This window comes from Peribacillus sp. NPDC097284 (genome assembly GCF_044761765.1).
Classification (GTDB): domain Bacteria; phylum Bacillota; class Bacilli; order Bacillales; family DSM-1321; genus Peribacillus.
Genome location: NZ_JBIWCZ010000005.1, coordinates 63,655 through 76,590, shown reverse-complemented (window position 1 = coordinate 76,590; position 12,936 = coordinate 63,655). Strand labels below are relative to the sequence as shown.

The 12,936-nt window shown below is 39.9% G+C and carries 12 protein-coding genes; 7 read left to right on the top strand and 5 right to left on the bottom strand.

Annotated elements, in window-relative coordinates:
- Window position 1: 1 nt before the first annotated feature.
- Complete coding sequence (locus ACIQXU_RS11995) at window positions 2-751, top strand: SDR family NAD(P)-dependent oxidoreductase (RefSeq protein ID WP_402989518.1); 750 nt, start codon at window positions 2-4, stop codon at window positions 749-751.
- Window positions 752-956: 205 nt separating this feature from the next.
- Here the strand turns inward: ACIQXU_RS11995 and tnpA are convergent, their stop codons facing one another.
- From tnpA to ACIQXU_RS11980, 3 genes are all read right to left on the bottom strand, one after another.
- Window positions 957-1,439, bottom strand: coding sequence for an IS200/IS605 family transposase (gene tnpA, locus ACIQXU_RS11990; RefSeq protein WP_402872613.1), 483 nt, complete (start codon window positions 1,437-1,439; stop codon window positions 957-959).
- 225 nt (window positions 1,440-1,664) lie between these two features.
- Window positions 1,665-2,678 carry a FecCD family ABC transporter permease gene (locus tag ACIQXU_RS11985; protein WP_402872616.1) on the bottom strand — a complete coding sequence of 338 codons (1,014 nt, stop codon included), beginning with the start codon at window positions 2,676-2,678 and terminating at the stop codon, window positions 1,665-1,667.
- Window positions 2,678-3,718 carry a FecCD family ABC transporter permease gene (locus ACIQXU_RS11980; RefSeq protein ID WP_402872618.1) on the bottom strand — a complete coding sequence of 347 codons (1,041 nt, stop codon included), beginning with the start codon at window positions 3,716-3,718 and terminating at the stop codon, window positions 2,678-2,680. Before ACIQXU_RS11980 ends, ACIQXU_RS11985 begins: the two co-directional genes overlap by 1 nt.
- 118 nt (window positions 3,719-3,836) lie before the next feature.
- On the opposite strand from ACIQXU_RS11980, the gene ACIQXU_RS11975 reads away from it, so the two are divergent.
- The 6 genes from ACIQXU_RS11975 (at window position 3,837) to ACIQXU_RS11950 (ending at window position 10,227) form a co-directional block, all read left to right on the top strand.
- A complete protein-coding gene (locus tag ACIQXU_RS11975; RefSeq protein ID WP_402959140.1) occupies window positions 3,837-4,829 on the top strand; it encodes an ABC transporter substrate-binding protein in 993 nt (330 codons plus the stop codon).
- 113 nt (window positions 4,830-4,942) lie between these two features.
- A complete protein-coding gene (locus tag ACIQXU_RS11970; protein ID WP_402873187.1) occupies window positions 4,943-5,734 on the top strand; it encodes an ABC transporter ATP-binding protein in 792 nt (263 codons plus the stop codon).
- Between the two features lie 9 nt (window positions 5,735-5,743).
- Window positions 5,744-7,465 carry an ABC transporter ATP-binding protein gene (locus ACIQXU_RS11965; RefSeq protein WP_402872621.1) on the top strand — a complete coding sequence of 574 codons (1,722 nt, stop codon included), beginning with the start codon at window positions 5,744-5,746 and terminating at the stop codon, window positions 7,463-7,465.
- Between the two features lie 235 nt (window positions 7,466-7,700).
- Entirely contained in the window at window positions 7,701-8,483 is a 783-nt protein-coding gene (locus ACIQXU_RS11960; RefSeq protein ID WP_402872623.1) for an ABC transporter ATP-binding protein, read from the top strand.
- Between the two features lie 14 nt (window positions 8,484-8,497).
- Window positions 8,498-9,454, top strand: a complete 957-nt coding sequence (locus ACIQXU_RS11955; protein WP_402989515.1) for an ABC transporter substrate-binding protein — start codon at window positions 8,498-8,500, stop codon at window positions 9,452-9,454.
- An 8-nt stretch (window positions 9,455-9,462) separates the two neighbouring features.
- On the top strand, window positions 9,463-10,227 hold the full coding sequence (locus ACIQXU_RS11950) for an ABC transporter permease (RefSeq protein ID WP_402989806.1): 765 nt from the start codon (window positions 9,463-9,465) through the stop codon (window positions 10,225-10,227).
- An 81-nt stretch (window positions 10,228-10,308) separates the two neighbouring features.
- On the opposite strand, the gene ACIQXU_RS11945 is transcribed toward ACIQXU_RS11950, so the two are convergent.
- Window positions 10,309-10,731 (bottom strand): hypothetical protein, encoded by a 423-nt coding sequence (locus ACIQXU_RS11945; protein ID WP_402989512.1) that lies wholly within the window; start codon window positions 10,729-10,731, stop codon window positions 10,309-10,311.
- Window positions 10,732-10,899: 168 nt separating this feature from the next.
- Complete coding sequence (locus ACIQXU_RS11940; protein ID WP_402959134.1) at window positions 10,900-12,858, bottom strand: primary-amine oxidase; 1,959 nt, start codon at window positions 12,856-12,858, stop codon at window positions 10,900-10,902.
- Window positions 12,859-12,936 lie beyond the last annotated feature (78 nt).

Below are 12,936 nucleotides of genomic sequence, written 5' to 3'. Positions count from 1 at the left end.
TATGGATCTTAACCTTAAGGGGAAAAATGTTTTAATAACGGGTGCAGCCAAAGGGATAGGTAAGGAAATTGCTTTAGCAGCGGCAAGAGCTGGTGCCAATATTGCTCTCCACTACCATGAATCACAGAAAGAGGCAGCAGAAACAGCAGAAAACATTAAAAAATGTGGAGTGAAACTTGTACTTGTACAGGCTGACCTTTCCAGGTTAGAGGAAGTCCAAGAAATGAAAGTGGTCACTAAACGTGAACTGGGAATCATTGATGGTGTCATTAATAATGCAGGATGGACACAATTTAAATCATTTTTTAAATATGAACCGGGTGAATGGAAAAAGGAAATGGAGGTTTGTTTTTATGGAGTCCTTCATTTGGCACATACATTTATGCCGGATATGATGGATAACAATCAGGGCAAATTCATTAATATAGTGGGAGACTCCGCCCGGACTGGTGATAAGAACCTAATCATATCAGGTGCAGCGAGAAGTGGGACTATCTCTTTTCTAAAATCCCTATCCCAAGAAGTAGGCAAGAGCAATGTTCAGTGCAATACCATTTCACTAGGATTAATCGATCAAGGTCAATCATTTGATACCGTCATGTTAGAAAAGCTAATCAAGCAATACCCGATGGGACGATTAGGAAAGGTGGATGACGTGATTGGAATTACCCTCTTTTTGTTGTCCAATTGGTCTGATTGGATAACCGGTCAGGTTATTCCTGTAAACGGAGGACATAGTATGATCGGTTAGAAAATATGCGGGTAACTCTGTATCCTTTAAAGGTGTTCATAAAAAGCAGGCTTCATCATTTTACTAGGGAAAATAACGACCACCCGTGATAACGGGTGGTTTTCTCTGCGGCTGAAAGCCTTTATTACTGACCAGGCCCTAAAGGGCCCCTGATTGGTTCGCCAAATGTACTACTTTTACTGGCCAGACCTTAAAGGCCTTCCACTCACTTCCTTTTCTTTTTCTGTATCTCTTCACCTGTGAATGGATCAATATATTCCATCATACTTAATTGTTCCGCGACTATATCATCTTGTATCTGGTTCCGTATGTATTCTTCTATTACCTTTTTGTTTCGTCCAACTGTATCTACATAATATCCCGTACACCAAAACTTTCGGTTTCCATACCTGTATTTCAAATTGGCATGACGGTCAAATACCATCAAACTACTTTTCCCTTTTAAATAACCCACAAATGAAGATACACTTATTTTTGGTGGAATGCTCACGAGCATATGTACATGGTCTTTACATGCCGTTGCTTCAATGATTTCCACGCCTTTCCTTTCACATAGCGTGCGCAATATTTGACCGATGTCCTTTTTTATCCTTCCGTAAATCACTTGTCTTCTGTACTTCGGTGCAAATACGATATGATACTTACAATTCCAGGTAGTGTGTGCTAAACTATTAGTGTCTTTTGACATAAAACTCCTCCGTGATGCTGATATTTTGGTTGGCGAACCAAAAATATTTTAGCACCATGGGAGAGTTTTTTTAATACCATGCTGAAAGCTTTTTAGAACCCTAGGCCTAGCCTAGGGTTTTCTTTTCTACAAAAGAAAAGCTGTCGAGATTTTCTCGACAGCCTGACGAACTTGCTGGCATAGAAGTTCGTTTTTCTATTTAATGGAGTTATGATCCTGTTATTGTTACATGCTTTTAACTAGTAAATAAATAAAATAAGGTGCTCCCAAAATGGAGACAACGATACCTACTGGAAGTTCCATAGGGGCCAGGATGACTCTGCCTATCGTATCAGCGGATAACAGAAGAAGACCGCCCAATGCTGCCGTCATTGGCAGTAATCTCGTATGCCTTGGTCCCACTAATTTTCGGGCTATGTGTGGAGCAATCAAGCCTAAGAAAGTAATACCGCCACCAACGGATACACACGCGCCTGCTAAGGCCACTGAAATAAGCAATAATAGTCTGCGTTCTTTTTCGATAGGGAGACCAACCCCTATGGCAATTTGGTCACCTAATCCCATAACATCAAGTATTCTTGATTTATAGAAGGTTATCGGAATCAGGATGAGCAACCATGGTAATAAAGCCCAAACAAATGTCCAGTTCGTCCCCCAAATGGTCCCTGCCAGCCAAACGATGGTCTTCATGAAATCATTTGGCTCCATTTTCATCTGAAAAATGACCAAGCCTGCCCCAAATGCTGCATTTATACCGATACCGACCAACAATAACCTTACAGGTGTCACTCTTCCATTTTTCCACGATAGTACATAGATTAAGAAAGCGGCAAGAAATGCACCAAGTAAAGCGGTGAAAGGCATGATGAATATGGATGCCCAGCCCGTTAAGAAAGTAGTTCCCCGAAAGAAGAACATATACAATACAACGGCAAACCCTGCGCCTGAATTGATTCCGATAATCCCGGGGTCTGCTAAGGGATTTTGGGAAAGTCCTTGTAAAATGGCCCCTGAAATGGCAATTCCCATTCCGACAAGTATTGCCATGACTATACGCGGCAAACGAAATTCAAAAATGGTTAACTCGTTCTGAGGGGTGCCATCGCCCAATAGAGTTTTGATAACATCCCCTAAAGGAATTTTTATGTAGCCTGCATTAATGCTGATGAAAAAAACAAGTACGATTAAAAGGATGCTTGTAATAAGCAAAGACTTAAAGTGATTCCCCTTTTTGTACATTACATTCCGCTCCCTTCTTTACGAGCTAAATATAGGAAGAAAGGGACACCTATGATGGCCGTTATGGCTCCAACAGGTGTTTCAAACGGCGGGTTAACCAAGCGTCCTAAGATATCCGAAATTAGCAATAAGGTTCCGCCCAAAACAGCAGAGCAAGGAATGATCAAACGATAATCATTTCCTACTAAAAATCGCACAATATGCGGGATGACCAATCCAATAAAGCCGATCATTCCGGCAATCGATACTGCTGCACCTGTTAATAATAACACCACAATCGTACCAATGAACTTTATCAGGGGAATGTTTTGCCCAAGCCCTCGTGCCACTTCCTCACCCAGGCTAAGGATGGATATGGAACGTGAAAGGAATAAAGCCAACAAAAGCCCTCCCAGAATAAAGGGTAGAGCAAATGAAATGTGCTGTGGTTGGACGCTCGAGATGCTCCCTACAAACCAAAAGCTAATATCTTTTGAGACGTTAAATTTGATACCAATCGCTGTGGAAAGGGAACTTAGTAAGGAAGCAATGGCTGAACCGGCCAACGCCAACTTGACTGGAGTACTTCCACCCCTGGAAAGCGATGTGATTCCGAAGACAATGGCAGCACCCAATCCTGCACCAGCAAAAGAAAACATCATTAAACCTATATAGGTCATGCCAGGCAGAAAAGCGAGGGCAATCGCTATTAAAAAGGAAGATCCTGCGGTTACTCCCATAATGGAAGGATCGGCCAATGGATTTCTTGTCATACCCTGCATAATGGCTCCAGATACGGCTAAGGCAGCTCCTACGCATACTGCAGCAATGGCCCGGGGAAATCTTAATTCTCTAATGATGACATGAGATGAATTATTCTGATCAAATTCAAATAAGGCATTAAACACATCGCGATAATTTAAATCTGCAGCTCCAAAATTAACGGACAAGATAATGGAAATGACCATACCGCCCAAACCTACTAGTAAGATAACCATACTCACAAAGAGATTCTTATTCGTATGAAGCAATGTGGTGTGTTCCTTTAGTTTTGAATCCATATTAACAACTACTCTCTAAAAAATGATTGACAATATTACCTTTCTATAATTAAATTAGTTGATAACAATTATCATTACCAAACAAATAATAGTCTATCATATCTCTAGGGGGATTCAAATGTATAATGTCATGAGTAAGAAAAAAATCATTCAATTACTAGGCGCCGGCCTATTAGCAATATCTTTAGCTGCATGTGGTGACGATGATGCAACTAAAGACGATGTTTCGACAAGTCAAACAGATGAAACATCAAGTAAAGAAGCAGTTAAATCAAAAACACTGACGGATGCCATGGGAAATGAAGTGGTCATTCCAGCTAATCCGAAACGTATCATCGCTTCATATCTTGAAGATAATTTGGTGGCTCTTGGTATCAAGCCAGCCGCTCAATGGAGTGTAAGTGATGGAGCAGAAGTTCAAGGATATCTACAAAGTGAACTAGAGGACGTTCCAACCATTCCATATGATCTTCCATTTGAATCCGTACAAAAAGTGGAACCGGATTTAATCATTATGGATTCTGCCACCATGGTTGAAGGCGGTAAATATGACCAATATAATAAAATTGCACCTACATATGTAATCGGAAACGAAGTTAATAATGACTGGCGAGATGAATTGAAACGCGTCGGGGAAGTATTCGGCAAAGAGAACGAAGCCAAAAAGGTTTTGACGGATTATGATAAAAAAGCAAAAGAAGCAAAGGGAACCCTTGAGGAAAAAGTGGGGAATCCTTCTGTAGCTGCAGTTTGGTTAGTTGGCGGGAAATTCTTCATTGTCAGCGATAACCTTTCAAGTGGAGCTGTCATGTACGGTGACTTAGGGTTAAAAGAACCGGATGTTGTGAAGGAAATCTCCGCTAACGCAACTGGGAACTGGAGTGAAATTTCTTTAGAGAAACTAGTTGAGTTGGATGCTGAACACCTATTTTTGATCAATAGTGATGATTCCGCTGGTTCAAAAGCTTTAAGCGATACGTTATGGAAAAGCGTACCTGCTGTCAAGGCTGGGAATGTTCATGAGTTCTCTCCTAATGAAAGCTGGTTGTATACAGGTGCCATTGCTAACGGGCAAATCATTGATAATATTTTAAAAAGTTTAGTAAAATAGTATAGTGTAATAAAGGCTATCACTTTTGCGAGGATAGCCTTTATTTTTTGCGGAAGTGTGTAATTGCTCTTCCTGTTTTTGTGAGTGAATATCTACTGAAAGAAGGTCATGATATGGGCCACTTATTAACAAAAGATTTGTATGTAGGCTACCAAGATCACATCATCGTCGATAATATGAATCTTCAATTCAAGAGTAACGAAATCACTACTATAATTGGGCCGAATGGATGCGGAAAATCTACATTGCTTAAGGCTATCACTAGAATCATTCCTCATATGAGAGGAAGTGTGTTGCTAGATGGTCAGTCGATAGCAAAGGAAAATACTAAAGAATTGGCAAGGAAAATGGCCATCCTGCCGCAAACCCAAGATGCTCCTGTTGGTTTAACTGTCCAGGAGCTCGTTTCTTACGGGCGTTTTCCATACCAAAAAGGGTTTGGTAAATTATCTTTAAGAGATTATGAAATAATAGATTGGGCCCTGGAGGCCACGAATACGGCAGAATTCAAATTTCGCCCCGTCGATTCTCTTTCCGGTGGACAGAGGCAACGTGTCTGGATTGCGATGGCATTAGCTCAGGAAACGGAAATCATCTTTTTGGATGAGCCGACAACATATTTGGATATGGCACATCAACTTGAGGTACTCGAGCTGTTGAAAGATTTGAATGAAAAGCAAAATCGGACGATTATAATGGTACTGCACGATCTAAACCATGCCTCGCGATTTTCACACAACATGATTGCATTAAAAGATGGTGTCCTTGTAAAAGAAGGGCTGAGTGAAGAAGTGATGAAAAAAGAAATATTGAAAGAAGTTTTCAATATTGATGCGGAGATCGTAGAGGATCCTCGTACAGGAAAACCATTATGCATGACGTATGATTTAATTCGGAATAAATGAGGTGATAGCATGTTTTTGGTCATCAAGCGTTTTTTTGCTTATTATAAACCCTATAAAGGACTATTCATCATTGACTTTTCAAGTGCCGTTTTCATCGCCCTTTTGGAATTGATATTCCCTTTGGCCGTAAACCAGGTTATTGATGAATTACTACCGAGCAATAACTGGAGGATCATCATCCTATCTTGTGTAGGGCTCCTTGGTATCTACTTGTTGAGTACAGGGTTGCACTATGTCGTAACATATTACGGACATAAACTTGGAATTAATATCGAAACGGACCTTCGGAAAAATTTATTTTCAAAACTTCAAAAACAATCTTTCACATTCTTTGATAATAATAAAACGGGTCATTTAGTTTCTAGGATGACGAGTGATTTAATGGATATAGGAGAAGTTGCCCATCATGGTCCTGAAGATTTATTCATTGCATTCATGACCATTTTTGGTGCATTCTTCGTCATGTTTCAAATCAATTGGCAGCTAGCGGTCATCGTATTTGCCGTTGTTCCTTTTTTAATCGTTTTGTCGGTATACTTCAGCCGTAAGATGACTAAGGCGTTCCATTCCATGTTTGGTGACATTGCAAATTACAATGCCCGTATTGAAAATAATATTAGTGGCATTCGTGTTGTTCAGTCTTTCACCAAGGAATCTCACGAAATAGAGTTATTTAACCGCTCAAACTCAGAATTCCGTCATACAAAATTGTTAGCCTATAAAATCATGTCATGGAGTACCTCGATAAATTTCCTTCTGATGAAATTGGTCGCCCTAACAGTATTGGGCTGTGGTGCGTGGTATGTGATTCACGGGAAAATGACGTACGGTGAATTTGTAGCCTTTATTATGTTATCCAATATTTTCGTAGCGCCGATTCAACAAATAAGCGCCATTATTGAAACGTTACCAAAGGGGTATGCAGGGTTCAAGAGGTACCTCGAATTGGTTGATATGCTGCCGGACATCCAAGACAGGGATGGGGCAGTAACCATCGAGGGGGTTAAAGGTGATGTGACATTTGAAAATGTTTCTTTTGGGTATGACTCAAATAGAAACATCCTAAACGATATTACCTTCAGTGTGCCAGCTGGGGAGACGATTGCCATGGTAGGACCATCTGGTGGTGGAAAGACCACGATAAGCAGTTTATTGCCTCGCTTCTATGATATTCAATCAGGTAGCATAAAAATTGATGGCATGGATATCAGGGATTTCACATTAAGTTCTTTACGAAAGCATATCGGAATCGTACAGCAAGATGTATTCCTTTTTGAAGGAACGATTCGTGAGAACATCATGTATGGGAACACGAATGCTACAGACAAACAATTGAACAAGGCAATCGAGGATGCTCAATTAATGAGTGTGATTGATAATTTGCCTGAGGGGTTGGATACGCTAATCGGGGAGCGCGGTGTGAAATTGTCAGGTGGGCAAAAGCAAAGGGTTTCAATAGCCCGTATCTTCCTGAAAAATCCTCCCATTTTAATACTTGATGAAGCCACCTCGGCATTGGATACCGAAACAGAGAAGGCCGTTCAAGAGGCATTGGAGCGTCTTTCTATAAATCGAACGACCATTATCATTGCACATAGGCTAGCGACGATTAAGCATGCTGATCGGATAATCGTCGTCCAAAACGGCCAAATAAAAGAACAAGGAACTCATGAAAAATTAATTCATCACGAAGGAGCATATAAGAAATTGATTCTTGCTCAAACCGTATAATATAGCGCTCTAAAAAAGGGTTCACCAGGATATTGGTGAATCCTTTTTTTTTGATTGCAAAGAAAAAGCATTTTGTAGTAGAACATTTAAATGGGAATCACTTTGATTCCTATTAAATATGCGGATTATTGAAAATAAACAGAAATTAAGGTTGTAATTTTGAATGCAGTATAATAAAATAACTTAAAACCAACTAAACTAATTGGAATATTTATATATTTTAGGAGGATAGCTCTTGCAACAGCAAATCATTGAAGTAACCAATGTAAATAAATCGTTTTTAACTGATAAACAAACAATTCATGTTCTTGATCAAGTCTCTTTCCATGTGGAAAAAGGGGAAATCGTCACGTTACTCGGAAAAAGCGGATGTGGAAAAAGTACACTTCTCAATATGGTTGGAGGCTTTGAAAAGCCGGATGAAGGAAGCGTGATTCTAGATGGTAAATCTATAAATCGCCCAACTAAAAAGTGTGTCATGCTGTTTCAACAAATCAATCTCCTTCCATGGCGTTCGGTTCTGAAAAATGTCGAGCTTGGTCTTACTGGAGAAAAGCTATCTAATGAGGAAAAAAACGAACGGGTGATGGAAGCATTGAAGTTAGTAGGGCTTGAAGCACATCTGCATCAGTTTCCACATCAATTATCTGGCGGGATGCAACAGCGTGTTGCGATTGCACGTGCACTTTCCATTGCACCTGATGTCATTTTAATGGATGAGCCTTTCGCGGCACTGGACACATTCAACCGGTATCATTTACAAGACGAACTTCTTCGAATACAAGAAAAGAAGAAGACGACGATTTTACTTGTTACTCATGATATAGATGAAGCTGTCTATTTGTCGGACAGAATATTGATCATGGAGTCACACCCAGGGAGAATATTTAAAGATATTCCTATTAAGCTTGTAAAACCACGTGATCGGGCACATGGGGATTTTCATTATTATCGAAAGAAGATTCTAGAAGAATTCAAGTTGAGTGGTAATCAATTCGTTCCGGAGTATAACATCTGAGAGGGAGTGGGGTTTTGAGCAAGAAAAGGTGGGGTGCTTCGATACTAATGGCTTTCATTTTGCTGTTTACGACTTCATGTGCACAGCCTACACAGCAACCAGCAGGCAAACCAACTATTAAAATTGGCTATCTTCCCATTACTCATGCTGGTGTTCTCTATATGGATAACCACCTGTATGGTGGGGAGTTTGCAGAGTACAATATCGAGCTTGTTAAGTTCAGCTCCTGGCCCGATTTAATGGATGCCTTAAATACGGGTCGGGTGGAAGGTGCCTCTGTTTTAGTGGAGCTAGCTATGAAGGCGAAAGTGAAAGGTATTGATTTAAAAGCTGTTGCACTCGGTCATAAAGATGGGAATGTTATCATTTCATCGAAGGAGATTGAAAGTACAAAAGATTTAATAGGTAAAACATTTGCGATTCCTCATAAATACTCGACTCAGAATATTTTGTTGAATAAAATGCTTAAAAAAGAAGGATTGAACTATGAGGATGTGGACGTTGTCGAGATGCCTCCTGCTGAGATGCCGGCAGCACTGTCCGAAAATCGAATTTCGGGTTATGCAGTAGCCGAGCCGTTTGGAGCGATGGCCGTTCAACTTGATAAAGGGAAAGTGCTACACCAATCGGATGAAATATGGCCTAATTCGTATTGTTGTGTACTTGTTTTGAGGAATGACTTTATTCAATCCAACCAAACCGCCACCCAATCACTGGTGACACAATACGTAAAAACCAGTGAACAGGCAGAACATAAAGATAAAGATTTATTTAATTCATTTGATCAATATATGAAGGTAGAGAAAGAAGTACTCGACTTATCACTTGAATGGATATCATTTGATGGATTACGCATTGAAAAAGATGAATACAATAAGCTCCGCAATTCAGTGATCGAGATGGATTTATTTGAAAACCCGCCATCTTTTGAAGAATTCGTGGACAATACATATATTGATAAAGCGATGTGATTATGATGATGGAACTATTAAAAAAACTAATGAATTTTTTTATCGGAATGGTTGTATTAGTTCTACTATGGCAATTGATCATTTGGATAGGGGGGTATGAAGAAGCCCTCTTACCTACACCTTTAAGTGTTGGTAAAGCGATCGTTGCTCTCATAGTTAATGGAACGTTATTTGTCCACCTAAAAGTGAGCCTCGGGAGGTTTATTGCAGGTTATTTATTGGCGGTCATTCCAGCGGTTCTTTTAGGAATGTTCCTAGGTAGATCTCCTCGTCTCTGGAATATAGTGGATCCCATCGTACAAGTGCTGAGGCCGGTTTCACCGGTAGCCTGGTCCCCATTTATCGTCCTATGGTTTGGCATCGGAAACATGCCAGCAATTGCGATCATTTTCATAGCAGCGTTTTATCCTGTACTATTAACGACTGTAGCGGGGGTCAAGAAAATTGATCGTTCTTATTTGAAAATCGCGGAAAACCTAGAAATCAAGAAGCTGCAATTAATGATGAAGATTATTTTTCCAGCGGCTTTTCCTTCCGTCGTGAGTGGTCTTCACCTTGCGCTTGGTACGGCCTGGATTTTCTTGGTTGCAGGTGAAATGGTAGGTGCCCAATCAGGTCTTGGTTATTTAATCGTGGATGCAAGGAATACATTAAATCTTGATTATGTATTGGCTGGAATTGTCTTCATCGGTGTTTGCGGCTTTCTATTGGATCGATTGATTGGTTTGTTTGAGCGCTGGGTAGGCAAGCACTGGGGAAGCTTTTCAAATTAAACAGTGATTATAGTTCAAAAACTGAAAGAAACGCTAGCCCAGTGCTAAGCCTTTCTTTCAGTTTTTTCGTCTATGATATTCTTAGTGATGGTGCTGCTCAATCTTTTCCTTTTCGTCAGACGTACCTAAAGTTGTAGCTACTGTGGATACGCCTAGTATTAATACAGCCAACGACACGGTCACAATAATTGTGGAAGGAATGGCTTTCCTGAAAATGGGGTATTCTTCTTTATTCCATAGCCCGATTGCCATGATTACGCTCGCAATATAGATTGTTGTAAAAAATACAATACTTAGTTCTAGATAATTTGTTGTCATAAAGCTAAGCATTGCTCCCATCATCGCTCCCATAAATAGTGCCCCTAGGCTTTCGATGAATATTTTTACAGGCAACTTATAGGTTAATGCTATAACTAAAACCAAGCTTCCTATCATAGCGATTATGGTGGATAGCACCATGTCTGGAATCCATATAGCTACTAAAATTCCGATAATTGTACTCATGGTCATTGTCACAAACATAGCTAAACAACTAGCCATATGATTTTGTTTATAATGTTGTCGAAAGGTGAAGCCAGTTAACACCGTTAAAATTACAACAATACTAAGACTGACTAGTCCTATCATAAACTTCCTCCATTCAGTTTGTGTAAGAAGTGAAATAATGGTTTCTTAATGTGAACAGGTTGAAGAAGTATTCTTGACGGAACATGAATTTTGTTTTGCGGCACGCGGTACATCAAGCGCGGGGTTACGATCAAAGAAGCCAACAGGTTTCAATTGGAAATTTATATAGGCAGTAGGCATAACCGGCCAGTCTTCCGGACGTGTAATATGATGATGTCCCATTGTATACCATACAACGATATCCTCATTATCGATCGATCGATTTGCTTGAATATATTTGGGGAGCCCGTCTCCACCTTTATGTTGATTGGGGTAATTTCCTGTTGCATACAATTCATTACGGTTAAATTGTGTTACATGTAAATGATTTTTGATAAATCCTGCGCGCTTGATGACGCTTGCGCTTTCATGCGCAAATGGAAGGCAGTTCTCACCAGCCATAATTTTATAACCAACCGGCTGATTAACGACATTCTTTGAGTTTTTATTGATGATTTTCCATGTTCGCTGGGTTGGCATATCTAAAATACGTACAGCTTCTTTTTCATGTTGGAATGTACGTGATACTGGATAAAATGCATTTGAATATGGATTGTTCGGACCTTCTGGTTCAGCAAGTGTTTCGGTTTCCACCACTGAATTTTTCACACCATCGAGCAATGTATCCAACCGGAAGTTAAAGAAATGTTGATGATGTACAGCGTTTAAGCCAGGGGCAATTTCCGTACCGTATTTTGATTGCCCGGTTTCGTTAAATGTACCGGTATTTAATATACCTGTTAGCTTAACTTCAACCTCAATCGTACCATCTTGATAGAAGCTCCAATAGAAACCATAATCATAATTTCCTACTGTACAGAAGAATGAAATGACTAAGCGCCGTGAGCGACGTACCTCTACATGGTCAGTACGCCAGTCTGTATGTTTCCATCCGATTCCATAATCTTCTTCGTGTAGGCAAATTGCATTTTTAATCGTACGAGGACTGCCAGCCCCATCCGTTAATACCGCGTCGAAATAATGAATGTGTCCTAAACAATCACAACCTAGCTCAAGCGAATTAGCTAATTGACCCATTCCATATTCTCCGGCATCAAAAGCATTTTGTGTGTTATGTGCAAAGGATGCATCTCCATAAGGAACGACCATTTCAGACAATGCTCCGCGATATAGGATGGGCCGGTCCTTTCCTTTATCATTGTAATTCACAGTGTAAAGCACAAGTCCTTCGCGAGGGGTAAACCCGTATCGGAAACTCCATTTTTGCCATTTGATTAAATTTCCTTCTACCGTAAAACTTGCACCTTCTGGCTGAATGATCTCTAGTGGCTTCAGGTCCGTTCTAAACTCTATTGAATCACTTGTTTCAGGATAATAGTTAGCATCAACAGTAGGTATCTCACGTACACCGTAGTCTTCGATACGATCAACTTCCATTTTATTCAAATCAACGTACGCGACAATTCCTGTTAATGGATAAGCGTACCCATTATCATCCGCGAATTTTTTCTGCCAACAGATAGCACGAGCGATCCGTTTACCCTCATTTTCAGGAATATTAAAGTATCCTGCCGACCATGGGTCTACCATGATTAAATCTGGGTTATCAATTCCCCGTTTAGATAAAGCTACTTTAAAGTCAGGGTCTGCCTTAACCAAATTCTCGCATTCTAAGAACTCATCAAGCATTATTCCCGGCTGTACACCTGGGATTTCTTCAAATCGAACAATGGACGATGTATTTAATGAGACAACGACTTCAAACGTTGTCTTTAATTCGTTATCTAGTAATACTATAAAAACTTCTCGTTCGAAGTCATCTCCATCAGTGTAATTTAATACTACTTCTTTTAAAGGCTCATGTAATGTTACTGTTGGGAAGCGCACCTTTTCGCTTAAATTCTTCTCGATTTTCACTATGCTCACAGCTTTTTGAATCTCTTCAACGGTAAGTGGTGCTAACGGGTGATTTACCTTTAAAGTTTTTTCTTTTAAAATATCCACATGTAACATCTCCTTTCGTATATAAATTTATTCTATAGTCAGAATATTTAGTTTACAATGTAAAAAACGGAACTAATA